At 49.1% G+C, this 25,427-nt stretch carries 21 protein-coding genes and 1 pseudogene; 2 read left to right on the top strand and 20 right to left on the bottom strand.

The window, feature by feature from the left end:
- Positions 1-61: 61 nt before the first annotated feature.
- The 9 genes and pseudogenes from MWL85_RS10545 to MWL85_RS10505 all read right to left on the bottom strand — a co-directional run.
- Complete coding sequence (locus MWL85_RS10545) at positions 62-1,654, bottom strand: YifB family Mg chelatase-like AAA ATPase (protein WP_244400679.1); 1,593 nt, start codon at positions 1,652-1,654, stop codon at positions 62-64.
- Entirely contained in the window at positions 1,655-2,674 is a 1,020-nt protein-coding gene (locus tag MWL85_RS10540; RefSeq protein ID WP_244400678.1) for a hypothetical protein, read from the bottom strand.
- Positions 2,674-4,824, bottom strand: a complete 2,151-nt coding sequence (locus MWL85_RS10535) for a tetratricopeptide repeat protein (RefSeq protein WP_244400677.1) — start codon at positions 4,822-4,824, stop codon at positions 2,674-2,676. The genes MWL85_RS10540 and MWL85_RS10535 overlap by 1 nt, the downstream gene beginning before the upstream one ends.
- 2 nt (positions 4,825-4,826) lie before the next feature.
- Positions 4,827-5,069 (bottom strand): hypothetical protein, encoded by a 243-nt coding sequence (locus MWL85_RS10530; protein ID WP_244400676.1) that lies wholly within the window; start codon positions 5,067-5,069, stop codon positions 4,827-4,829.
- Positions 5,069-5,548, bottom strand: a complete 480-nt coding sequence (gene tsaE / locus MWL85_RS10525) for a tRNA (adenosine(37)-N6)-threonylcarbamoyltransferase complex ATPase subunit type 1 TsaE (protein ID WP_244400675.1) — start codon at positions 5,546-5,548, stop codon at positions 5,069-5,071. The genes MWL85_RS10530 and tsaE overlap by 1 nt, the downstream gene beginning before the upstream one ends.
- 741 nt (positions 5,549-6,289) lie before the next feature.
- The gene (locus MWL85_RS10520) at positions 6,290-7,774 is read right to left on the bottom strand and encodes a hypothetical protein (RefSeq protein ID WP_244400674.1); all 1,485 of its coding nucleotides are present in this window, start codon (positions 7,772-7,774) and stop codon (positions 6,290-6,292) included.
- A gap of 5 nt (positions 7,775-7,779) precedes the next feature.
- A complete protein-coding gene (locus MWL85_RS10515; protein WP_244400673.1) occupies positions 7,780-9,303 on the bottom strand; it encodes a hypothetical protein in 1,524 nt (507 codons plus the stop codon).
- A gap of 24 nt (positions 9,304-9,327) precedes the next feature.
- Positions 9,328-10,998 (bottom strand): Mfa1 family fimbria major subunit, encoded by a 1,671-nt coding sequence (locus MWL85_RS10510; protein WP_244400672.1) that lies wholly within the window; start codon positions 10,996-10,998, stop codon positions 9,328-9,330.
- Positions 10,999-11,030: 32 nt separating this feature from the next.
- Positions 11,031-11,777: pseudogene (locus tag MWL85_RS10505) on the bottom strand (FimB/Mfa2 family fimbrial subunit); the annotation flags it as partial.
- Positions 11,778-11,835: 58 nt separating this feature from the next.
- Here MWL85_RS10505 and MWL85_RS10500 point away from each other — a divergent pair.
- Both MWL85_RS10500 and MWL85_RS10495 read left to right on the top strand, forming a co-directional pair.
- On the top strand, positions 11,836-12,270 hold the full coding sequence (locus MWL85_RS10500; protein WP_244400172.1) for a hypothetical protein: 435 nt from the start codon (positions 11,836-11,838) through the stop codon (positions 12,268-12,270).
- A gap of 5 nt (positions 12,271-12,275) precedes the next feature.
- Positions 12,276-13,208: an IS3 family transposase gene (locus MWL85_RS10495; RefSeq protein ID WP_244400171.1), complete on the top strand. Its 933-nt coding sequence runs from the start codon at positions 12,276-12,278 to the stop codon at positions 13,206-13,208.
- Between the two features lie 61 nt (positions 13,209-13,269).
- On the opposite strand, the gene MWL85_RS10490 is transcribed toward MWL85_RS10495, so the two are convergent.
- The 11 genes from MWL85_RS10490 to uvrC all read right to left on the bottom strand — a co-directional run bounded on the left by MWL85_RS10490 (position 13,270) and on the right by uvrC (position 25,411).
- The gene (locus tag MWL85_RS10490; RefSeq protein ID WP_244400670.1) at positions 13,270-13,587 is read right to left on the bottom strand and encodes a hypothetical protein; all 318 of its coding nucleotides are present in this window, start codon (positions 13,585-13,587) and stop codon (positions 13,270-13,272) included.
- Positions 13,588-13,909: 322 nt separating this feature from the next.
- Positions 13,910-15,562, bottom strand: coding sequence for a fimbria major subunit (locus tag MWL85_RS10485; protein WP_244400669.1), 1,653 nt, complete (start codon positions 15,560-15,562; stop codon positions 13,910-13,912).
- Positions 15,563-15,625: 63 nt separating this feature from the next.
- The gene (locus MWL85_RS10480) at positions 15,626-17,083 is read right to left on the bottom strand and encodes an OmpA family protein (RefSeq protein ID WP_244400668.1); all 1,458 of its coding nucleotides are present in this window, start codon (positions 17,081-17,083) and stop codon (positions 15,626-15,628) included.
- 9 nt (positions 17,084-17,092) lie between these two features.
- Positions 17,093-17,680: a DUF3575 domain-containing protein gene (locus MWL85_RS10475; RefSeq protein WP_244400667.1), complete on the bottom strand. Its 588-nt coding sequence runs from the start codon at positions 17,678-17,680 to the stop codon at positions 17,093-17,095.
- A gap of 674 nt (positions 17,681-18,354) precedes the next feature.
- The gene (locus tag MWL85_RS10470; protein ID WP_244400113.1) at positions 18,355-19,272 is read right to left on the bottom strand and encodes an IS3 family transposase; all 918 of its coding nucleotides are present in this window, start codon (positions 19,270-19,272) and stop codon (positions 18,355-18,357) included.
- Complete coding sequence (locus MWL85_RS10465; RefSeq protein ID WP_244400112.1) at positions 19,269-19,643, bottom strand: transposase; 375 nt, start codon at positions 19,641-19,643, stop codon at positions 19,269-19,271. The genes MWL85_RS10470 and MWL85_RS10465 overlap by 4 nt, the downstream gene beginning before the upstream one ends.
- Positions 19,644-20,546: 903 nt before the next feature.
- Positions 20,547-21,845 carry a 3-phosphoshikimate 1-carboxyvinyltransferase gene (locus MWL85_RS10460; RefSeq protein WP_244400666.1) on the bottom strand — a complete coding sequence of 433 codons (1,299 nt, stop codon included), beginning with the start codon at positions 21,843-21,845 and terminating at the stop codon, positions 20,547-20,549.
- Positions 21,846-21,892: 47 nt separating this feature from the next.
- Positions 21,893-22,792, bottom strand: a complete 900-nt coding sequence (gene deoC, locus MWL85_RS10455) for a deoxyribose-phosphate aldolase (protein WP_018027779.1) — start codon at positions 22,790-22,792, stop codon at positions 21,893-21,895.
- A 5-nt stretch (positions 22,793-22,797) separates the two neighbouring features.
- Positions 22,798-23,142 (bottom strand): nucleotide pyrophosphohydrolase, encoded by a 345-nt coding sequence (locus tag MWL85_RS10450; protein WP_021902832.1) that lies wholly within the window; start codon positions 23,140-23,142, stop codon positions 22,798-22,800.
- Positions 23,139-23,588: a D-aminoacyl-tRNA deacylase gene (gene dtd / locus MWL85_RS10445; protein ID WP_018027777.1), complete on the bottom strand. Its 450-nt coding sequence runs from the start codon at positions 23,586-23,588 to the stop codon at positions 23,139-23,141. Before dtd ends, MWL85_RS10450 begins: the two co-directional genes overlap by 4 nt.
- Complete coding sequence (gene uvrC, locus MWL85_RS10440) at positions 23,585-25,411, bottom strand: excinuclease ABC subunit UvrC (RefSeq protein WP_244400665.1); 1,827 nt, start codon at positions 25,409-25,411, stop codon at positions 23,585-23,587. Before uvrC ends, dtd begins: the two co-directional genes overlap by 4 nt.
- Positions 25,412-25,427: the final 16 nt, after the last annotated feature.

Here is a 25,427-nt window from a genome sequence, read left to right as displayed (position 1 = left end):
CGTGACCGAGGCCCGAATTCCGAAAGCAACGTAGCAGATCGCCTTCGTGCAATAGTCTCATTTAGAGCGTGCGAGTGCCCCACGAGCCACGGTCGAGCTTGCGGTAGTTGATCGCCTCCCCGATATGCTGGATCGTGATATCTGGCGAGGCATCGAGGTCGGCAATGGTACGGGAAACCTTTAGAATACGGTCATACGCTCTAGCGGAGAGCTTAAACCGCTCCATCGCCTGCTTCAGTTGCATCAACCCATTGGCATCCACATGGACAAACTCCTGCATCATCGCTGGGGTCATCTGCGCATTGGTATAGATCCCCGGCATCCCTTTGAACCGCTCCTTCTGTATCGCTCTCGCCTTCATCACCCGCTCACGGATCGCTTCACTCGGCTCACCACGCTGCTTACTCGATAGCATCTCAAAGGGCACTGGCAGTATCTCCACCTGAATATCGATTCGATCGAGCAGCGGGCCAGAGATCCGACCGAGATAACCCTTCACTTGAGCCTCCGTGCAAGTGCACTCCTTGAAAGGGTTGTTGTAGTGACCGCAAGGACAAGGGTTCATTGAGGCCACCAGCATAAAGGAGGCGGGGAAAGTGACCGTCTGCCGAGCCCTTGATACGGTGATCTGTCGGTCCTCAAGTGGCTGACGTAGCACCTCCAATACATTACGGGCAAACTCAGGTAGCTCATCGAGGAAAAGCACCCCATTGTGGGCAAGAGAGATCTCACCTGGCTTGGGATAAGAGCCCCCGCCTACCAGAGCCACATTAGATGTACTATGGTGGGGTGCCCTGAATGGTCGCTCCCGCATCAGTGCGATGTGCGTTGGCAACGTTCCCGCCACCGAGTGAATCATGGTGGTCTCCTGCGCCTCCTCCTTAGTGAAAGGGGGTAGGATGCTTGGCACCCGCTTAGCCATCATCGACTTACCACTCCCTGGAGGGCCTACCATAATGATATTGTGCTGACCACTAGCAGCCACCTCAATCGCACGCTTCACCATCTCCTGCCCCTTCACCTCCGCAAAGTCGGCATAGTGCAGAAGCGGATGATGAAATATCTCCTCCTCATCGTATAAGTACTCCTTCAGTGCCGTGCTTCCCTGCGAGAGATAGTCTACCACCTCAGCAAGTCGCTCCGCACCAAACACCCGTATTCCCTCTATCACGGAGGCCTCCTTGGCATTGGCTCGTGGCACAATGATATTCTTAAACCCTTGCCGCTTCGCCATAATGGTCATCGGTAACACCCCATGAATCGGCCGAAGGGCACCATCCAGTGCCAACTCACCCATAATCATCGTATCGGAAAGTCGCTCCGTAGGGAGCTTCTCACTCAGCGAGAGGATCGCAATAGCTAGGGGAAGGTCGTAGGCAGCCCCCTCCTTCTTGAGGTCGGCCGGTGCCATATTGATGATGTAGCGATGCTCCTGATAGGTATATCCACTCTCGGCGATGGCCGCTTGGATACGTTGGTGGCTCTCCTTCACCGCCGTATCGGGCAATCCCACCAACATAAACTTAGTGCCACTACTGATCTGTGCTTCGATCGTCACCTTACACGCCTCAATACCACTGACTGCTGCTCCATACACCTTGACCAATGCACGCTCCACCGAGGTCTCCTCCCATAGCACGCTATCATCCATCATTTACTTCTTTTGTTGTTTAATATAGTTGATCAGGCTATCAGGGTTACTCCAGCTACGCTCTATATTTTGTAGACTATCCACCACCATAAAGGTTGGTAGCTCATCGATGGACTGCTCCTTCAGAAAAGTCTGAGACTGCCCGATGCTATCAATGAGGAAGTATTGCTTCGTCCCCTTGCTTTTCGTCTTCAAACTCTTGGGGAGAGAGTCATTGAGCAGCACGCTATAGCTAGACACCCCTAGGCTATCGAGCAGATGAAAGTACCGCTTTTGCTTGGCAAAAAGGACAGAGTCCTGTGGTGATAGCTCCATAATATTAAGGGCGACGAGTCGATTTTTCCCCACAAAATCCTTGAAGTTGACCCGATCCTTCATGCCACTGACCACAAAAGAATAAGGGACTACTGGACCTCTATTCCAACTATTATCACCAGCCATTCTCCAACCCAAAAGCCCAGCAAGATCATACTGGTCTCTAGACAATTGAGCAAAGAGACTCCACCAAGTCTGATCATTCTTCCCACTTTGGTATTGTTCCATACCATCCTCCACCAGGAGGAGCGTAGGCGATTCCTTACTGTGGGCACTCAGGAAGTCCAAGAGCTCCTCCTCACTTTTCTCCCTCTCTACGTACCACTCCTTCAGCAAAGACTCATAGAGTAGACCCTCCAGCGACAACTCTTTATCGCTAATCTTAGCAGAATAAGCCTCAGCATCACGGTCGGGAAATAGGGGGAGTTGCAGGCGTCCCTCTCCATTCCTCAAGAGGAAAAGGTCAATCGTATCTAGGTCAAAGACCTCTTGATAGCTAATCTTACCCTTCGGGCTCACTTCCAAGGTATCCATAGTGATGCTCTGGGCACCATATACCAGTAGGTACCAAGGACCTGACTCACTATCTTGATGGCTTGCCACAATCTTGATCGGCTTTACCGACTCACTCTTATGTCCCCTTCCGCAGCCACAAAATAGCAGGGCTATAAATAGGCATATCCCCAGGATTCCTCTCTCTATCCTCATTACTCCTTACTATATATGATATCCTTGATAAGCGATTGATCGCTTGTGCTGTAACCATAGGGCGAGAGAAGTTGTAGCTTTGCCAGCAAAGTAAGGTCAGGCGACCCACCCTTTGCCCATTGGCTCAATTGCTCTATCCCCTCCTTGCGTTGCCCCTCTGCCAAAGTAGAGAGAGCTCTCCAGAAAAGCAGTGCCCCCTCTCCACTATTCGTCGTCCGCTCGAGTAGCTCCTTTGCCTCCTGAGCTTTACTTGAAAGGAGCAACAACTCCACAATGATTGAAAGGCTCTTGGCGTTTTTGCCATCGGAGAGATAGTGCGCTTTGTAGGCCGCCTTCATCGCCTCCTCATTTCGTCCCGTCTGATAAAGCAGTTCGGCACGCAGCAAGGGAAGCCGATAGCTCTCCACCTGCTCCTCACTCGTCTCCAGCCACTTGATCGCCTCGCCCCTACGGCCAAGCTTAATGAGCAGTTCGGCTATCTTACTCGCCGTAATAGCTGTTGGTCCCTCCAGTTCCACCGCCTTTTGCAGCTGCTGCAGTGCCCCCTCGTGGTCGTTACGCATAATACTTGCCACCGACATTCCTCGCCACACCTCGGCAGTATTGGTCAGATAGTTCGCCACCACCCGCTCATAAGTGCGGCCTGCGACATCGTACTGTCCAAAGCCCACCATCATTGTGGCGAGCTTGAGCAACCCCTCCTCGCTAAGTAGTCCTCGCCTGGAGAGGAAGGCCCCATCAAGCAGATAGGGAGAACGAGCAAATGGGCTCACCAACGTATGCCGATGACTCGAAAGCTGGTAAAAGCGGTAGGCACTAAAGAGGAGTTCCCTCGCGCCATCTACCTCGGTAGGTGCTGGCAAAGGAGTAGCATCGGGCATTGACTGCTCTAAAATATCGGCCTCCATGCCACGAACCACCTCTCTCCATGCTGGTACCAAGGCATACGAATACATGTCAGCGCTAATCATTCTACGCCCTTGCGACATAAATGGCAGGATGCGAGTAAAGACCTCCACATTCGCCTGGTCGAGGTCGGGATACTGCTCATCAAACCTCAGGAACCAGTGGCTCATCTTACTGAAAAAGGCAAAGCCCTTGAGCCCTGTGACTAGGTGGTAGGCGGTATCCTGCTCCGCATCTTGTAGCATCTTCAATTGATCTGGCACTTTAGCCATCAGCTCCTCCATCTCCTCGAAGTGCTCCTTATCAATCGCTTTCTTCTGTAGCTCTGCTATCTGACTACTGAGTGAGCCGGTACCACTCATAGACTGCCGAAACTTATCGCTGATATTCTTTAGCTCAGGCACAATCTTCTCCTCATAGGTCTTGTGGTTTTCAGTCGTCTTGTACGATATCTGCACCACCTTAAGTAGCTCTAGCAACAGCTCTTCACGAGATAAAAGGAAGGGCTCTACCTCCGCAACCAAATCGGGGTGAAGGGTACTCAACTCTGCCTGATGACGGCGACCTAAAACAAGGAGTGCTGCCATAGCGGCACCCCGCACAATAGGATCGTGATGCCCCTTTCCAAAGGCGAGGAGTAGGGAGATCTTTTGCTCATCAAAATACTCCATACTCCCCACAAAAAGGGCAGAGACAACGCTCTGAGCTACAAGTGGTGGCAACTGTGTCACCTCAAGGGAATATTGCAGACGTTCACTCACCGATTTGGGGAGCCGTGGTGTAGCCCAGAGGTAGTCGAAGAGTTGGTCCACCTTATCAAAGAAGCTCTGCTCTCTCTTGGATACCTCCTCCGATAGCTCATCGATTAGATGAACTATTTTCTCAGCATTGAGCTGGTAAATCTTGAGCCTCTGTACGGTCTCGCAACGGGTGTCATTTGGTCGCTCCTCTTCCTCGATATGAGCCGCATTGGCACGGAGCATTTGCATCAGAGAGGTACCGATCCCTCTCAGGATCTCACTGCGCTTTGGGTCGTCCGTACCCTCTTTATAGTAGTAGGTAAGGTACTTGTAAGTCTCCTCTAGCTGCTGGATCTCTCCACTCTCCGCCAACGGCAACGACCGCATATCTTTCAGTACCATGCCGTAGAGCCCCTCGAGCGTTTTATTCACATGCCACCGCACTCGGGGAGGGTAGTACTCCTCCACTCCATATTCTGATAGAGAAATCTCTCTTTTTTTCATTCTTAAGCTCCTTTCATGATTCCCATTGGGTCCACAACTACCAACACTGCCGCCGCGAGTAGCAACAGCCCAACTAATACCATCGCTATCCGGGCACCACCCAAACCTATCTTCTTGGGGAGGAAGCCGTAGGAGCGACTATTGAAAAACCAACGGCTACCCCTCAGCCCGACCCATAAGACCATAAGCCCAGGGAGGACAAACATTAGCCCGAGGGCTATATAGACCAGTCCCGCTTTCGTCATTACCGTGGGTCGTAGATGAATGGCTCCTCAGCACTAAGCAGAGAGAGACGTCGGTGGTCACCCTCCATCTCAATTCTTACACGCACTACTTCGTCTTCATCTGGCAGAAAAGGAGTGAAGAGTGCTGGCCACTCTACAAAGCAGTAGTAGCCACTGTAAAGGTAGTCGGTAGCACCAATGTTTTGCAAGTCGTCGTGGGTCTCGAGGCGATAGGCGTCGAAGTGGTAGACAGGATCGCCAACCTCGGTGTGATACTCATTGACAATGGCGAAGGTAGGGCTACTCGTTACCTCCTCCACGCCAAGCTCTTTAGCCAGTTCCTTAATAAGCGTCGTCTTACCTGCCCCCATCGGTGCATCAAATAGCCACACAGGCTGTTCGCCTAGCTCCTTCAGTAGAAAGCTAGCCACCTCCGGCACCTCACTGAGCTGATACTCTATGCTCTTTCCCTCGCCCCACTCTATTTGTTTAGTCCCCATATTTATCCAATATATCAATAAGAGAATGTTGCACGAAGGATGAGATGCAAGGCGCTGAGGATGAGGCCGAAGGGAGCGTACTAACGTACGTGACCTAGGCCGAACTCCGAAAGCAACGCAGCAGATCGCCTTCGTGCAACAGTCTTAATAAACAAAACTACCTATTTCCCAGCCAATAGACAAACATTCCCCCCTATTTACCATTAACCATCACCAAAAAAGGACCTCGATCGAGGTCCTTCTCCCATAAGACCCGTGTCGGAAGGGGTGCTAGTAGCCCGAAGGGCTTACATGGTCTAATAACCCAGCCTTCCGCCTCGGTAGGTAGGCGAAGCCTGCCTGCCGAGGAGAAGGTTGGGTAGAGGCAAGGAGCACAACTAGCTACCCCGAAGGGGTTGCATATCCACAATAGCCTATATAATATATGTGTGTATCAAAGTGCAACCCCTTCGGGGTAGCGAGGTTGTGGTGACCTTGCTACCCAAGCTTCACCTTCAGGCTCGCTTACACTCGCCTTCAGGGGGAAGCTTGGGTTAATACACCATGAAACCCCTTCGGGTTTTTTCTTGACAATCAAGTACCGCTGATTCCTTATCGACACCCCATCAGCACCCGACAGGGTGCTCCATTCGAGCGTCCGACCTGTCCGACTTGTCCGAGAAAGGTACCTAAAAAGTAACTCTCCCAAAACGGGATTGCCGCTTTGGGAGAGTACATAAATGTGCGAGCCTGGAGCCGCGATCACAAAGCGATATTTACAACTGGATCTGGTCCTTCGGGTAGAGAGCCACCACCTTTACCTGGGTACGTGAAGCGGAGGAGGATCTCGTAACTATGGTTACGTCGGATCTCACGTAGGCCATCGGCACGCTTGGTCCCAAATGGTATCTCATAGTACTTATAGCGTCGCTTCCCAACGATCGCCTTCGTAACAGGGTCGAACTTAGTGATATAGACCAGCATGGTCGCCTGCTCTGATGCATTGGTAGGGAAGTTCTCTGGCATGTAGAAGTGCTCTGTCCCCTCCCTCATCAATGCCGTACCTACAGATTCATCATCAATGTACGCAATGTTGGGGTAGCTTCGATAGAACGGCATATTCGCTGCAGGCTTACCCACTTTCTCATAATGACTCTTGAGTGCTGCCCAGTTATTAGGAACCACACTGGTGATATTGGCATACTGCCCAGGATAGATATCATCAAAGAAGTGGTCCTTGACAGGGTTTACTTCTTTAGTGCTTCCTGCTGGGTAATACTCATACTCCCATCGTACAGTCACTTTAGCGACAGCCCGCTCTAGGTAGATGCTCCTGATCTCATGCACTGGTTCAGTAGAGCCACTCTCACGACCGTCAATCCCCCGCTTATCATTGGGCTTCACATCCACTAGACGACTAAACATTGGCAGATAAGAAGACTCAAATAATTGACTATTACCACCAAGGTCACTACCTGGGAATATATTTTTCGAGTCAAGCCACTTACGCTTTGATACCACGTCCTGCTCATAGCTAAAGTCTGGATTTTCGCTGATCAAGAAAGGGTTTTCCAGTGTGAGTGGAGCCAAATTTTCGTCACGATTGTAGTAGGTATGGTACGCCATACTATTCACCATAAAAGAGAGGACACCTGAGGTGGGGAGTTTATAGAAAGTGATGGTTACCTTAGAGTATGGGGTGACATCCACACCTGTAGAGAATCGACCAAAATCACTATAAGGAACCAAGCCATCCACCTTATAATCCCCCTCTCGAAGCTCAGGTATATGGAGGTCACGGATCCAATCCTCACCACCATTGGTATTCCAACTTTGCCAGCGATCAAACTCACGTTGATAAGCTCTATACTCGTCAGAATAGTACCACTGCCAAAACTCCGCAGTGCCATAGCTATAAGGATTACGAGGAGCCGTTGGCTTATCTGCAGGCTCTGGGGTATTCACCGTAGCTCGAGCCCGCTCATCTTCACTATAGATGCCATCAAAGTCACCGATAGCTGCTCTCAGTGTATTATTGACCACACGCGTAGGGGCTACAGAGATATCAAGCGTGATAGGCTCTGGTAGGATAATACGAGTACCATCGGGCGTCTTCTCATACCCTTCCCATGGATCCACAGCAGGAGCATCGGGGGTCACCTCTGCTCTATTGGCACCTTTCTCGCAAGAAGTAAAAATCATTGATAGCCCTATAATGGTGGCTACTGTCAGTATTCTATTCTTCATAATGCTTATTTTTCTATGGGAAGTACTGGAGGCGTCTTTGCGTCATCGATATCCACCTCAATAGTTTCGTTTTCCACCTTCCAAGGGAGCACCTTGATGCCGTCGTTGAGGATGAGGCGACCACCACGGAAGGCAGCGTAGATGCTATAGGTGGTATTGCGACGGATCTCAAACTTCTCCTCTATACCACCCCCCGCTGCAGAGACGAGCGTGGTGATGGGGAGGCGGAAGTAGGTCATCTGCTCGGCAGCTACTGGAGCATCCTCTGGGATATCCTTGCCAGTGGTATTAATACCAATCAGGATGTAAGGCATATCCTCCTTCTTTAGTCCGTCGATGCACATCGGCGGGATATAAAGGTAATACAAGTTGACAGTGAACTTAGACCATCGTGTTTGGGAGCGTTGATGATACATCTTTCCAAAGCCAAAACCATCAGGGATTTTATTCGTACTATCAAGATTTTCAGCATATGGAGTAGTGACTTGAGTCCTGTACGTGGCACCATCGCGGAAGTACTGCAGATAGTCAGTCGCGGTACGGTCGCTGTAGAGTCGGCTATCCTCGGGCATATTCCTACCAGTGGCAGTGTATTCCCCACGAGTGGGAAGCATTTCCAGAGTGCCAGCACGCCAGTCAGTGTCCACAAGATCCACGAATTTGCCCTTAGTCAACCTACCGGAAGTTGTGCCATCGACATAATCACGATTATCTATTCTATAATTTGCGATCTCAGGGCTTAAATACTCTGTTTTCTCCTTATTCGCCGTCGTGAGGATTAACTCTACCCTCGCAAAGACACGCTCGAGGTTGATGGATGGGGTCACGGTTTTGGGCGTGCCGTCATCATTACCCTTAGGGATGGTAAGCATCGCCTGACCAGTCATCGGGATCAATCTAGGGTGGAGACCTCTCCTGTACAAGGTATTTGAGTTTCCAGTGTTTCTGAAATACAACATTTTAGTATTGAGCATCCCCGTCTCTTTGGTCATCTGACTGAGATAAATCTTCTGAGGATCTCGGATATTGCCGTTCTTCGCCTCCTCGTAGGACTTCGGGTCATTGACGAGCAAGACGAAGCGGTAGCGCCCAGGGGAGAGCATCAGGTCGAAAGTAAAGATCCCGTCCGCCTCTGTACCAAAAGGTTTCACCTCAAGCCCATTAAAAGCTACTGGCATACCTGCAGTAATCTTTGGAGCGTGGTAGAAGATCGCTCGGATCAGCTTATCATTGTCGTAGACATAGAGCATCACGTGATCAACACGAGCCTCTTCAAAATCACGTGTTGGAACTCCAACCTCAGGGTCAAAGGGGGTGTCTGGGTCATCATCGCTATCATCCCGCACATCACCCATAGCACGGAGAGGAGCATCACTAGGGAGGATCTTTGCCGTAATACGAACCATCTGCTCACAGCCATCACCCAGCTCCTCATCTGTCGGGAACACACGCTGGTGGCACCCAGTCAGGCCAAAGAGCAGTAGACCCAAGAGAAGGATACGGATGGTATATTTCATATTATTCATCATAACTCATTTCATGCTAACTTCATATTAGTTCCATAGAGCGTAGTGCTTCTCCACCAAGTTCCACTTAAGTATCTTGGCAGTGATACGCATGAGGTAGTCATTTTCCTCTACTGGAATCTGTGGGTCCGTAGGAGGCTCGAAAGGATTATCCTCTGGCTTAGGGATATTGGGGTCGTCGGGGTCCACAGGGTCGTGATTCAATCCGATGCCACTGATACTAGCGATGTTGAGGTCGTAGATATTATTTCTCCGTGTATCGCAGTAATTGACAAAGCCCTTGGCACCGTCCAACTGCCTATTGAGCGGAATGAGGTAGACCATTCGGCCCTCATCGTACTTACGGACAGATTCATTCCCCATCAACACTGCATCACGTAACCTTAGGTAAAGTAGCCCATCATCCCCACCCTCGTAGAAGGTACCAGGCTTTTCTGTCACATTAAGATTATACTCTGTAAACCTCTTTCCGTCTTGAATGAAATTGCTAACAAAGGTCTTCCCTTTATACTGCGGAAGATCCCAGATCTTGGCATATACCTCAGCGGAAATCTCCATGATGTAGGAATGCTCCTTGGTAAACTCCTCAGGTTTAACCAACTCCCTTTCATATTTACCACTTACATACTTGGTTGTATAGGCGTTGCTGGGGGTTAGCTTGGTGTAGACCTTTGCATAGGCGATGCGATTGTACTTAATCTCGCCCTTCTTAGAGGCCACCCTATTATTGCCATACATTGAGTTTTCGAGGAAGTAAAAGCCGCCATCGATGGAGGTCCTTTCGGCAGTGCCATCTTTCACCTCCTTAGGGTTCCGGTAATAGCCGTTGAGAATATATGCCTCCCCCTCCTTATCCGATACTCTTTGTAGGAAAGGGTGCCCCTTCTTTGGATCCCAATCGGTAGGCACTGATTGGTCATCAATCAGTGATACATAATCTTTATAGACGTTGGGACTACTCTCCGTCAGAGTCCTCGCACCTGCCCTATCGCGGAATAGGTAACTCTTCTTCGCCGATCCAGCCATACTGTAGGTAAGAGGAAGCTTTAATGTACCGACATCCTTCAATTCAGCGGTTACACTGCTCGACTTGGTAATTTGCACCTTAGCCACCACACGCTCCACGTCAAAAGGGAAGTTGTTTTTACTCCCTTGCAATACCTCTTGCTCAGTTGCCTTGCTATCAATCCTCACGGTGTTGTGTGCTGGGTCACTTACAGTAGCGGTCATCAGCATCCCCTCTCCTGTGGTTCCAGCAAAGCCCAAAAGATCCTTCAGCTCTATTACTCTATCCTTAGCGAAGTCGGTGCCAGTGAGTGTACCGAGTGAATTGCTATTGAGGAGCAACGTCATCGACACCTGAGTAGACATCTCGGATTGCAATGCCATAGGGGCCGATTTCCATATCCCTGTACCTGCGCTCTCCTCGCTAAGCGTTGCCTGCATGCTAGGGTAGTCCTTGAAGAGCACCAACCCCTGCTTTATGGCTTGCTCACTCTTAGTGCCAGACTCATCTTTCTGTTCTTGATTGACCCCACGCAGGGAGCGATCCATCGCTACCCGCACAGCAAAGTGCATCGAGGTCTGGGAGTCCCCCTTATTGATAGCCTCCTCACTAGGGGATTGCTGGCTGCAAGCTCCGAGTAAGAGGGTGCCTATCAGAAGGGCAACGAGGTGATATATTCGATTTCTTTTCATCTCCTTAGATCGCTATATAATTAGCTATATAATTATAGGTGGGCGTCGCGGAAGACGAGGTTCCAATTCTGGATGGTTACCTGTACCGCCATGTAGGTCTCCTTGGATTGCTGAAGGAGGATGCGGATATTAAAGTCGTGGTTGAGGTCGAGGTGATCCTTGAATGGGTTAGGACTGCTCATCGCCACACCACTGTAGAGGATATAGTCGTGCAGTGGGTCAAACTCATAAACAACTTTACCTAGCTCATCGGTGATGGTGATGAGGTAATCGCCTCGCTCGCCAGGCACCAAACGAAGGATATCGTAAGTAGCACTAACCGTAACGCTCTTGCCACCATTGCTATCTTCCTGCACAAATGTATCGGTAGTCCACTCGAATGGAGTATCGGGGAGTAGCTGTCCATCGTAGCCATAGCGGCTATTCTTGGCGGTATAGGTCATGGTGTATTGGTGACCTGGTGCCAATCCTCGGATCTCGATATTGAAGTGGTTGGTGATCTGAATGAGTGGGAAGTGCACACGGTCGATCTCGGTGCCTTTACCATCGCGGTCGCTCTGCTTGAGAGCGCCCTCCTTAGGGGTTCCGACGTAGAGCGGACCAGCAGTTGCCTTGATCTTATCGGCCTGCTTAGCCATAAACAGGACGAGGTCGGACTTCTTGGCACCCACCTTAAAGGCGGAGAGGTCGTACTGGCTCATATCCTTCGCCGCCCACGCCACAAACGTGGTGGTCTTGCCTGGGCGGTAATGGTTGGTCTGTATCTCATAACCAGGTAGGAAGGCTACACCGCCCTCTGTCTTGTCCTAGAAAAAGTTGACTCATAGATAGATTTTTATGAGTAAGTTTGTAAAAAGGAGTCAACTCCAGAAGATTTATTTTGACCGAGTTATTCACCTCTATTTTGAGGAAAACTTAGGTTATACCCAGATTTCACACCTTGTCCCTATTGGAAGGACTACGATCCTGGAGTGGGTTCATAGGTACCTAGATTCTGGGTTAGACGAAGTTATAGAGATGAAGGCGAAGAAAAAGAAGAAACAAGAAGAGCACCGCGGATATCGCAGGTATTATTATTCGGATGTGGCGTCAGGCGGGGCGTCAGGCGGGGCGCCTGAGAAAAGCTCAGTTGATTTAGAAAGAAGGGTTCAAGAGCTTGAAAAACAGCTTTTTAGGCAGACTGTTTTGACAGATGCATTGAATGAATTAATCAATGTGGCAGAAGAGAATTTCCGCATCCAAATAAGAAAAAAAGCTGGCACCAAACGGTAGATCGCTTGCACGCACAGGATCTGAAGAAATATACAATACAGCTCCTTTGCGACCTGTTTGGTGTAAGTAAGCAAGCCTATTACAAGCGAAAAAAGTCAAAACTTCATGCCAATATGGCACTTGAAGAGATGGCTGTTGAGTACGTTCTTGAGACCCGAGAGAAAGCCCCTGGCATGGGCGGTAAGAAGCTGTGGCATATGTATAAGCGAGAGTTTAAGGAGGGGACTCCACTAGGGAGAGACCGTTTTCTTGACACTCTAGACAAGCACGGCTTGAAGCTAAGGCAACGTAAAAGAAAGCCGAGAACCACCAACTCCAATCACGGTTTTAAGCTCTATGGTAACCTCGTAAAAGATATGATACCAGAAAGAGCTAATCAGGTATGGGTGAGCGACATAACGTATATCCCCATCCATTATGACGGAGTACATCATAAGTTTAGCTACCTATCCGTGATCTTAGACTCATACTCAAAAGAAATTGTCGGGTGGAGCCTAGGCGATAGCCTAGACACTAAGTACCCTATTGAAGCTCTAAATCAGGCACTTAAGAAACTTAAATCGAATGGTAAAGCTAACGATAAGCTCATTCATCACTCAGACAGAGGCTGCCAGTATGCCAGCCACCAGTATGTGGATATTCTTAAAAAGAATGACATAGATATAAGTATGACAGAAACCCCAGATCCCAAAGATAATGCACAAGCAGAGAGGATCAATAACACTATAAAGAATGAGCTCTTAAAAGGCAAACGTTTTAAAACCATCAAAGAGGCAAAGGCTGAATTAACCTCAGTCATAGAGTTTTACAACACAAAAAGGCCTCACATGAGTCTCGACTATATGACACCTGTTGAAGCCTCAAAGTGCAAAGGGAAAATCCCCAAGAGGTGGAAAAGCTATAGAGAGGAGTACCTTGAAAATCAAAAAATAGGATAGGTGCCCAAGTTTTGGTACCTTTAGTCCTGTGAGGGGTTTCCTTACGGGCTACGCCCTCCAGTCAACCCCTCACAGGACTAAAGGCTAGAAAGTCAACATAAAGCAGGATTAATAACAACGTAACATTAACCGAGTCAACCTTTTTCAGGAAACCACACTCCTTCCACTCACCGATCAACTGGTCGTTTTCGTCAAATGCGAAGACCCTCAGGTCGTCGATCTTACCATCTGGATAACTGATCTCATCGGGTGTCCGCACATCGAATGTAAATATGGTGTACTGAGGACACTCTGAGAGGTCGCTCATAATGCCCTTCTGGCAACTGGCCAGTGCCACAAGTAGCAGAGCTGAAAGTCCAATCTTTGATATAAGCTTCATCTTACTCACTAATTTAATTAGTTTACTCCTTCTAAGAGTGTTGCTGTACGGGCGTCGTCGCCACGCTCTTCACTCTCATTTTTATTGCGGATAGGGGGGCGGTCAAGCCCACCCTACCCTAAAACTTCGTATAATATCGAACTACTGCGTTACCTGCGGGTCGCGGGTTGGGTCATGTACGGAGGTACACTCCCTGCACCCTTGCCCTTGGTCCCTTGTAGCTCATCCATTCTACTGTGTTTTGAAAAACTTCGTGCGTAACGCACTATTTTCTGATTGCTCTACTGCCTAAGGGCAGTTTAGAGCAGTTGTGAATGCCTAATTAAAGGTGAACGTCACGAGTTACAAGGTTCCAAGGAAGTACCTTAGCCTCTACACGCATAAAGCCCTTCTCTGGCTCGAGGTCATTATCGTGGTGGTCTGGAGTTGGGTCCTCGTCTGGATCCTTTGGATCTGGCTTTGGAAGGTTAGGATCGTTAGGATCGTTAGGATCATAGTTAAATCCACGGCTAGAGAAGCTAGCAATAGATAGAGCATAGATATTGTTACGACGAGTGTCGGCATACTTAATACCCTTCTCTACAGTACGGTTCAATAGACCATAGTAACCGCAACGTCCATCCTTGTAAGTATGAACCATGGTATTGCCATTAGAAAGAGCAGCCTCGATAGAAATGTAAGCTGTATTATCAGTAGCACCTATGTAGAAAGTAGTACCAGCAGTGTAAGCTACCTTAACGATATCTGCCTTAGCATAGCTTACACGGCCCTCAACCCACTCACCTTCTGCAGTAGGCTTAATTTCAGAGATGGTACGGTCGCTATAGGTGATAGTCGTCTTTTCAACACCATCCACTGTTTCTGTTTTAGTTGTCTTCTTATACCAGATATGGGTACCTGCAGCCTCGGTAAAGGTTTGCTTAGCACCAGCCTTCACACCATAAACAGTCTTTGGAATGAAAGTAGCATACACCTTAGACGTAGCTACACGGCTGTAACCCTCCTTACGGTCAGCTACATTAGTGAAGTCTGTGCTACATGAGTTCTCAAGGAAGTAGATACCGGGCTGTGTCTCAGTACCACCAGTAGCATAAGCAGTCTCGCTAACTTTGATAGCCTTGTAACCACCGAGCTGGTCATTAGGCTTACCAAAAGCACCGATACGGATCAAGAAGTCTTGGCCTTCAGCCTGAGCCTCAGCAATAGTCTTGGTGTGGATAGCAGACTCATAATTTTTGTAATTACCAGCATCTTGCATAGTTCTATCACCAGCGTGGCTAGCAAGTACGTAAGTGCGAGCAGCACCATTCATCACTGAGTAGGTCATGTCAGTTAGCTGTACCTCACCAGAACCATCAGTAGCCTCACCCTTAAGACCAGCCTTCTTAGATACGAAAGCCTGAGCTACTACACGCTCTAGGTCAAACTTGAATACGTTGGCAGTCTCATCAGATCCATCCTTAGCCTGTTGCTCAGTAATACCAGCGATTACAGTCTTCTTAGCAGCTGCTGAAGTCATCACAAACTCACCATCAGTAGAAAGCTTTGCGATATCCTCAATAGCAGAAGTCTGAGCACCGAATGGGTTCTCTGGAGTGATAGCGATAGAGAGGTCACCCTTATTAAGTGCCATAGCAAGGTCACCTGTACCAGCCTTCACCTCAAATGGAGCGATGGTATAATTGCCATTAGCAGCTTTCCAGAAACCATCACCATCAACTGCTGATGGATTCCAGTCCTTAGTTGCGAAGCCTACAAGGTGCATCGTTTTGATCTGGCTCTCAGCGTCACGACCAACCTCATCAGTTTGTGGCTGTGCCTTAAGGCTAGATGGGGTAGCGATGCTTACAGATACACGAGCACTGGTATTACCAGCAACAGTACCCTCGTCAGGGGTAAATCCCTTTTCATTGTTACAAGCAGCTAGACCGAAAACGGTAGCACCTGTAAGAAGAAGTGTTGAAATCTTTTTCATGCTTTTTCTTAGTTGATTAAACAATTATATATTACTTATTATTTCTCGAATTATGATTCGTTATTAAAAGCCCAGTTCGGAGAGGTTGTGCTTAGCCTCTTCTGAGCCAAGAGAGGCCGCCTGCTCTAGTAGGGTGCGTGCCTGCTCTCTATTGCCTGCGAGGGCAGTGGCGACACCTAGGTTGTTGAGTGCCTCAGGACGGTTACCCAAAGAGGGGAGCACCTTGAGGGCACGTGCGTAGCTTCCTACCTCTAGCTCTGCAGCCGCTGAATTGATCAGTGCCTCAGGCTCATTGGGGTAGAGACGGCTAGCGATATCAAAGACCTGCTTGTACTCCTCGGAGCTAGGGTCGTAGCTCTTGGCTACGAGGTACATCTCGTTGAGAGAGAGTAGCTTTGGATTGGTCTTGATCAGTTGCTTTGCCTCCTCTACGTTGAAGGGGCGTACGGAGTAGCTAATAGTGTACTCGGTACGGCGGATCTTTGGCCACACCTCGGTGAGGAGTCTTTTGTAGGTGACCCCACCATCGATCGCCTTGATCTTGGCATCACGGGCATCGACATCGGGAGTGGACTGAATGATATCTAGCACCTGCTGGCGTGTAGCATCGGCTAGACCAATGCTATTCTCACGGATTAGCTCCTCGGCTCTATTCCAATCCTCACCATAGCCCTGAGAGGTGAAGTGGCGAGCATCGACCGCATAGCGGGAGGAGAGATAACCCGCAAAGGCAGCGGCACGCTTCTCAGCGAGTCGCTTATTGTAGGCTGCAGAGGCCTCTGGAGAGGCGAAGCCGACAATCTCGATCTTGGAGGTATTGAGGTCTTTATTATTGAGGATCTCTACCACCTTGGCATCCACCTCGCTGAGGACCTCTTTATTATTGCCGAAAGGAGCCTTGATCACATCGCTATTGACTGGGAAGCCAATGGTAGCGGTGTACTTATCGGAGCGTACCTTGAGCTCCTCAACCTTTGGGGAGACGTACGCCAACTGGAACTTGGGCTCGCGTAGGATCCGCTCTGCCAACTGTGTGGTGGTCATCCCTTTATCACAAGCAGCACAGCCACTCGCCCACTCGATGAGCTCGAGGTGAGCATCCATCATCCAAGGCTCAAAAGGCACCTGGGCTGAGTAGTTGTAGATCTGTGCGAGACCGTTATTGCGCACCACGATGTGGGGGTTGGCCTCCATATAATCGGGCTGGTTGCCGTAGCGCTCATTGCGCTCTAGAATGGTTGCACGGGTTTTGCCGGCTACCATAAATGGAGGGAGCTGGCACACCTTATTGGCATCAACATTACTTACTAGCTGTGGGGTAACGAGATAAAAGTCGTTGGCCCTGACTTTGCTCTTACCGAGATCAAAGTCCACAGCAATTGCCACCTTGTCGCCCTCACGTGTATAGAGGGAGTGGGTGGGGGTCATCTGTCCACTCAAGCCCTGGGCAGCTGCAGTGCAAGCGAGGGTGAGTAGTGCCAGTGCAAAACCGAGACGTATGTTCAAGTTATTTTTCATCATCAGAGTCTTTTATTTAAGGAAGAATAGAAGTGAAAGAGTCGCACGGGTGACGCCAAAGTAATCGTACTTACCGTCAGATATCTGTCGACCACAGGTGGCGCAGTCGAACTTCCGGTAGTCGATGCGTGCCCATCCTCCTCCTACTGAAAGCTCAATATTCATCAGGGGTGAGAGGACAAACTGATGGCCGACGCTGATGCCCGCACCATAGAAGGTGCCTTCGTAACGGTGGTCTTTGAACCTATCGAGGCGACCAATGGGGATATTCCACCCGCCAACATTTGCCTGACCTACATGGCCGTGAAGCCCAATGAAGGTCTGATTGAAAGATTCACAAAACCAATAGCGGAGCTCGGGCTGAACTACCCAATGACGAAATTCGCGCGGCTCGCTGAACTTCCATAGATTGAGACCGCCATCAACATCTAGTGTCCACTTAGGACTCAAGGCAAATTCTACTCCTGCATTAGGAGAGCCCATCAATGCCCAGTGGGCAAGGTTGCTCTTAAGTGCCACTTTCTGCCCGTAAGCCTTGGGGTTAAACGCTAAGGCTCCAGCCAAACACAAAAGCAATAATAAAACTTTACTTCTCTTCATAATAATATCTCTTGAGAATGTACGATACAAACTCTTTTAAACGAATAATTCGTTACTCATAGCACATTAAACTGCATGCCAGTGCACAAAGATAGCAATAAATTTATATACAATACAAAGTCGTGTATTACTTAACATTTAATTATTGGATAGTTGTTATTGAAAACTGGCACTATAAACTGATTAAATGTAAGGAGAAAGGGTAATGAAGAGTTTTATGATCCGAATGTTAATTCGGTGGGATATCAGGGGTTACGCATTAGAGGAGGTCTTTCCATGAAGGAGGCTGTTGCACGGACTGTCTACTATTTCAGGAATAGAGGACACGGAGTGTGTACACTTTCAGGAATACCACACCACATCGCCCCCATATTCCGTATGCGTGCGGAACGTATTCCGTAGCCCTGCGGAATCCATTCCGCACGCATACGGAATATGAGCTTGTTACAAGAAAAGAAAGGACACTCTATGGTATTCCTGAAAATAGTATACACGTGGTTAAGTATTCCTGTTATTGTATACACTGGTTATTTGTTATTCCTAAAAGTGTACACACTTCGTGTCCTCTATTCCTGAAAGTGTACACAAATATACAAATAATTGCACAGATGACGGGCGATAAACACGAGCGGCGCCCCCCTTCATAGGGGGCAGCCAGCTCGTGCGTCATATAATCAAGCAAAGCCCTCGTTTTTGACGAGTGGATTCTGATGGCTAGGATCCAACGTCTGCATGGGCGTTCTCATCCCTAAGGAGCGATGAGGACGGACATTATTGTAGAGCTGGATCACCTTATCTATCGCCTCTTTTGTTTCTTCAAAAGTCATAGCTTCATAGTCGTATAGCCAATCATTTTTAATGGTTCCATTTAGTCTCTCTGCCATAGCATTGTGGAGGGGGTCTCCTGTTTGTGTGACACTCGTTATCATTCCAAGTTTTGCTTCGTAGCTTGTCATTTCTTTGGATACGTACTGGCACCCTCTATCGCTATGAAAGATGAGCCCATTAACGTCATAATTGTACTTCTTGTAAAACTCAACACTCTGTGTAAGTGCATCAAGTGGTCCTTCTCGTGATAAAGTCTGCTGAAGACTATATCCTGTAATTATCCGACTATAACCGTCCATCGTGAGAGAAAGGTACACAAACCCCTCTTTGCATTTAATGTAGGTAATATCTGAGACCGCTAGTCTACAGTGGTCAGTCGGAATGTATTTGGGAATAGTATTAAGGTGATCGTCAAATTCGTGATCAACAATACCATTCGTGGTACGTGGTGGTCGAATATGACGTTTCCTAGTTAGTAGCATATCATTCGCCCTAAGCAAATCATAAAGCCAGTCTCTGCTTATCGTGAACTCTTCAGCGAAATATTCGTTGCAGAGACTCAGAAGAGTTTCAGTGCCAGCTTTAGGTAAACTCTCTCTAATATAACGGCATCTGTACAGGACTGCACTGGCTTTGAGACCAAGATCAATCTCAGAGGGAATATACTTGTAAAAGCCACCTCTGCTTACCCCAAAAAAGCCACAAAGTCGGCTAATACCAATGCACCTTTCCCCTAGTGTTTTGTCTTTTAGCTCGGCAATCACTGAGAATTTGTCTTTTTTTTTACGCTTATCTGGTACTTATTCTCCATGTGCTCAAGCAGCTTCTTATGGGCTAAAGCATCCACTTGCGCCTCCCAAGTCTCTAGCTTCGACTTTTCCAGTGCTCGCTTCAGTTCAGCGATCTCTTTGATTAAATCGACATTACTCTTACTCATGCTACTAAGAATATTAGTTGGTGATGTTTCTATGCCAAAGTTACTCAACCAAGAGTACAATGCCGAAACTGAAATGTTAAATCTTGTAGCAAGGCTACTAATGTTCTCTCCTGTGTCTAGGTATTCACGTATCACCTTGACCTTAAAAGCATCATCATATGCTTCTCTCTTTTTACTCTTGCGATTCTTTTCTGCCATATTTTCGCATGGTTTGTGTGTCTACTATTTCAGGAGAGGACACTCAGACACGTCCGATAAAGCAATCCCCCATCAGCACCCGCAAGGGTGCCATTCAGATAGCCCCCATGTCGGAGGGGGCAGAAGCCCCCGAACGACCGGCGGGAAAGGTTATGGCTCATGGGCACCGCCTATTGATCCTACCAAAAAAACGGCGACTGGGTCTCGCCAAAAGTTTAGTTGCAACTAAGCATTTGCTTTGTTGCAACTCGCCATTTGCTTAGTTGCATCTCGGCGATTGCTTAGTTGCAACTCAACTTTTACCCCCTTTTCACTATGATATCCACACGCCAACGTGTATATGCAACCCCTTCGGGGTAGTGAGGTTTTGGTAACTTTGCTTCCCAAGCTTCACCTTCAGGCTCGCTTACGCTCCCCTTCAGGGGGAAGCTTGGGTTAATACACCATGAAACCCCTTCGGGGTTTTTCTCAAATAGGTGGTGCCCCATCAGCACCCGCAAGGGTGCCACTCAGATAGCCCCCGTGTCGGAGGGGGCAGAAGCCCCCGAACGACCGGCGGGAAAAGGATACAGCATATATAATCGACCCTTGTGGTCGCACTTGGATAGGCTTGTGCGACCACAAGGGTCGTTGGATTGGGGTGCCTCTAACCCGCCGGTCTTCGGCACTACTTGCCTTGACCGGGGGCTAGCTGAATGGCACCCTTCGGGTGCTCCAATCCCCGCCCGACCTATCCGATAAAGGTGCCACAAAAAAAGGACCTCGGCAGAGGTCCCTCTTAAATAGGCACAGGTCGAGGGCAAAGCCCGATGACCATGTTTAGCTAGCCCGTCTGACTTGTCCGACTTGTCTGACTCGTCCGACTCGTCCGACCTGTCCGATAAAGGCACCACCTCCTAGTGTTCAGAGGTCATTGCGGTAGCGGAGCAGGTCATCGAAAAAGGAGGGATAGCTTTTGTGGACTACGTCGGGGGTGAGGATGGTTGTCTGGATCTCGCTCTGGTTACTTCCCCATATCCCGAAAGCCATTGCTACTCGGTGGTCGTTATGTGGGTGAATAGACACCTCTTTTGCCCCAGGAGTTCGTGTGCCACTCCACGCAATGCGATCCTCTGTAAGCTCAATGCCAGTCACACCATAGGGTTGGATATTTTCGATTAGAGAGGCGATGCGATCGCTCTCTTTATTCCTCAATAGGTGTATCCCAGTGATTTCAAAGGGGCTATCCAATGCTACAGCGGTAAGGGCGATGGGTAGAAAGAGGTCGAGGTTTTGGGAGAGGTCCATCTCTATCCGTTGGGCATGGCAATCCCCTACCCGAGTTATCTGCACGCCTTCGTTGCTTTCTTTAGTCTCTATACCAAAGGTGCGGTACAAATCGGCCACAGCTCTATCGGGTTGGACGCTATCAAGGTTCAATCGAGGGAAGACTATCTGCTCTACCTGAGGGTTGGTGGCGAGCAACTGATACCAAAAGGAGGCGGCACTCCAATCCCGCTCTAGTGGGTATTTGTCCCCTTTTGAAATGACTGATTGGGTCAGTTGGAGGTAGGAGTAGGAGGGGCTATCAGGGGAAAAGTGGTAGGCTATCTTTGTGCCGTAAGCTTCGTTGCAGAGCTCAATAGCACTGAGGTACTGGCTACTGCTCCAGCGATTGGTAAGGGTGGTGTCGTGCACCTCTTTTGGAGGGACAATAATAAGGGTGCTTTCTTCGGACAACCATTGGTAGTCGCCACCTAGTTGGGTGATAAACTGGAGGTCATCTCGCTTAATTCTCTCTATCAATCGTGGCGAACCTACAAGTTGGGTGTCTCCTGGCTCAAAAAGTGAGGCGATGATTAAGAAGCGAATGGCAGTGCCACTCTCTCCACAATCGACTTTGCACGAGGAGCTGCCTTGACGCTTAGCCAATTGCTCCACAGCACGGTAAAGCACCTTGAGGTCGTCACAAAAAAAAGCACCAGTCACTCCCGAACCGATAAGGTCGGAAAGCGACTGGTGCTTGAGATAATGTCTTAGTATCTGCCTAGCAGCTACGCTCTTACTATAGGGCAGCTCTATCGTGAGCTGGCGGGGAAAGGTGAGCGGTGGTAGCTGTAGGAGACTGTTGCACGAAGGCGATCTGCGGCGTTGCTTTCGGGATTCGGGCTCGGTCACGTACGAGAGTACGCTCCCAGCGCCCTCACCCTCAGCGCCTTGCATCTCATTCTTCGTGCAACATTCTCGTAGAGGCATAGGGGATGGCTCGTTTACTTCAAGTGCTTGAGCAGATCGCCCTCTAGGGAGCTGGCTCCGATGCGGAAGAGCTTATTGGTCATCCACTCATCGCCTAGTATGCCTTTGACGATGCAAAGGTACTTAATGGCATCTTCGGTAGTACGGACTCCGCCAGAGACTTTGAAGCCTTTTCGGACGCCATACTTATCGTAGTACTGCTTGAGCACTTGGCACATGACATAGGCGGCCTCTAGCGATGCTCCGGGGTAACCCTTTCCAGTAGAGGTCTTGATGAAGTCGGCCTCTGAGAATAGTGCTAGTATGCTTGCCCTCTGAATGCTCTCAGGGGTCTTAAGAGCACCTGTCTCTAGGATCACCTTGAGCACCTTGCCCTTGGTGACGTCCCGAAGCTCTTCTATCTCGTCTGTAACGGCTTGGTAGTCGCCACTGAGGAAGTTGCCAATATGCAGCACAATATCTATCTCATCGGCGCCATCGGCAAGGGCGAGGGAGGTCTCTGCCACCTTGATCTCTTGGAAGGTCTGCGAGCTAGGGAAGCCTCCCGATACACAGCAGACGTGCACATCTTCGACCATTAGGGTCTCCTTGACCGTCTTGGCAAAGTTGGGGTAAACGCAGATACTTGCTACGGGAGGAATGGTAGGATTGGTATCGTCGAGGTCGTTGACACTCTTGACGAAGTTGTATATCTGATCAGTATTATCCTCAGAGCCCAAGGAGGTGAGATCGATGGTGCTGTGGAGGAAGCTGATGGTATCGTGATTATTGAGTGCATCGTAGTGGGTATCGATCAGCTTCTTAATCTCGGACTGGATCTCTTCCACTGTCTGCACAGGTGCGAAAACTGAAAAAGCCTCTTCAAACTTGCTCTTACCTACATGCTTGTGTGGCTGTTGATTTTCTAATGTCATAACCTTTATTTATATAGCTTGTTGTTATTAATATGTCTATCTCTATCGCGTTGGCTCTTCTTCTGGATATTCTTCTGAAACGCCTCTGTGAGGTCGCAACCTGTCTGATTAGCAATACAGGTGAGCACCCAAAGAAGGTCGGCCAACTCATCAGCAAGGTGCTCTTGTGTGATCTCCTCGCCTGGTTTCTGGCTCTGTTCGCCATAAAGGCGTGCCATTACCCTAGCCACCTCCCCCACCTCTTCGGTGAGGATCGCCATATTGGTGAGGGGGTCGAAGTAACGAACGCCATACGTCTTAATCCATTCGTCCACAGTGGATTGTAGCTCCTTTAGTGTCGGGCTATTCATCTATTTCTACTGTCTATTACAATGGTAACAGGACCATCATTCTGTAAGGTCACCTGCATATCTTCCCCAAAGATACCTTTTTGAACTGGTTTACCCAAATTGTCGGATAGCCGTTGGCAATATTTATCATACATTGGGGAGGATAGCTCTGGTCGCTCTGCCTTGATGTAGCTGGGTCGATTGCCCTTTCGGGTATCGGCTAGTAGAGTGAATTGGGAGACGCATAGGATCTCGCCCTCTTGCTGCAATATGCTCTCATTCATCACCCCATTGGCATCGTCGAAGATGCGGAGGTTGAGGGTCTTCTTGAGGATATACTCTAGGTCTTCCTCACTATCGCCTACCTCTACGCCGTGGAGGATGAGCATTCCTTTGCCGATCTCGCTGATGAGCGACCCTCGCACCTCTACTTTGGCGTGCGTCACTCTTTGTATCACTACCTTCATCTGTCGTTGCTATTGAAATGTTGATATACGGTCTCCCCTTTTACTTTGCCAATAGAGGCTTGGAGTGCCTCGAGGGAGGCCTCTTTGATGTTCTTGACACTCTTAAACTCCTTGATCAGCTTCTGCTTATTCACCGGACCGATACCTGGGATCTCGTCCAATTCGGAGTGGGTTTGTCGCTGACTACGGAGCTTTCGGTGGAAGTTGATGGCAAAACGGTGCACCTCATTTTGTATGCGCTCTAGGAGATAGAAGACTTGGCTCCGCTGCATAATGCCGACGACTTGAGGGGGATCTCCGTATAGCACCTGATTGGTATTGTGCTTATCGTCTTTGGCGAGCCCCATCACTGGGATCTCTACGCCCACCTCTTGGAGTGCCGCTTTCACCACACCCATTTGTCCTTTACCGCCATCGGTAATGATGAGGTCGGGTAGCTCCCCACCCTCTTCCTTTATCCTCTGGTACCGCCGAGTCACCACCTCGTGCATAGAGGCGTAGTCGTCGGGACCAGAAACGCCCTTTATCTTATAGAGGCGATAATCCTTTTTACTTGGCTTGGCACCCTTAAATACAATGCAACTAGCCACTGGGTCGCTCCCTTGTATATTGGAGTTATCGAAGCTTTCCACATGGTAGGGCAGTTTGGGCAAACCCACAGCGTTCATTAGCTCACGCAAGATCTGAGTATTACGCTGCTCGGGATTCATCTTCTCTGCTTGCTTGTGCTTGTCTCGCATATACTGGGTCACGTTCTGCAGACTGAGGTCAAGCACCTTTCGCTTCTCCCCACGCTTGGGATGGGTGATGGTGTAGTGCGAAAAGTCGCCGAAGGTGGGTGCCTCCTCGAGTATCAGCTCCTGGATATCGTAGTGAGTACGACTAAGCAACTCGATGAGCGCCGAGGATAGGAAGTCGCTCTCCTCCTCTTCATCCTCAATCAAACGCCGCTTAAACTCTAAGGTACGACCAGCAATGATACTGCCATCATGTATCTCTAGGTAGTTGATATAATGGGCATCTATATCGGATAAACTGCTCACTACCAATGCATTACCTATTACATTACTGATGATGGTGCTCTTGGCTTGGTAGTTGGAAACATCGGTTATCACCCTTTGTATCTCCAGTGCTCGCTCAAAGTCGAGCTCGGCACTCGCCTCAACCATCTTCTCATTGAGTAGCTTCTTCACACCCGAGACATTGCCCCTCAATATCTCTATCGCCTGAGCTATTTGTTCATCGTACTCTGCCTTCGTGATGTACCCCTCACAAGGGGCGTTGCATCTATTGATATGGCACTTAAGGCAGACACGGAACTTCCCCTTCTCTATCCCCTCCTCGCTGAGACGCAAGGCGCAGGTGCGGAGCTTATAAATACGCTTGAAGAGATTGACCAAGGTCCACGCCATCCCTTTTGAAGGGTAAGGACCGAAGTACCGACTCCCATCCTTTATATACTTAAAGGTGACAAAGATCCGAGGAAACTCCTCTGCTTTCACGCAGATATATGGGTAGGCATCGCCATCTTTTAGAAGCACATTGTACTGCGGCTGATACTGCTTGATCAGATTATTTTCCAACAGAAGGGCATCGAGCTCGCTATCTACCACCACATACTCTATCGTCTCAAAGGAGCGTAATAGGGCACGCACCTTACGTTCCGGATGCTTCTTCTGGAAGTATGAAGCGATCCTCTTGCGGAGGTTTTTTGCCTTCCCGATATAGAGCACTACCCCCTCTGCATCACGGTAGGTATAGCAGCCAGGAAGCTCGGGAATGATACTTATACTCTCCTCTATTTCAGACTTGGTCAGTAGCATGAGTATGTTCCACGTG

Origin of the sequence: Porphyromonas somerae (genome assembly GCF_022845615.1) — a bacterium.
GTDB lineage: Bacteria > Bacteroidota > Bacteroidia > Bacteroidales > Porphyromonadaceae > Porphyromonas_A > Porphyromonas_A somerae.
This window is presented reverse-complemented; position numbering and strand designations above follow the sequence as displayed.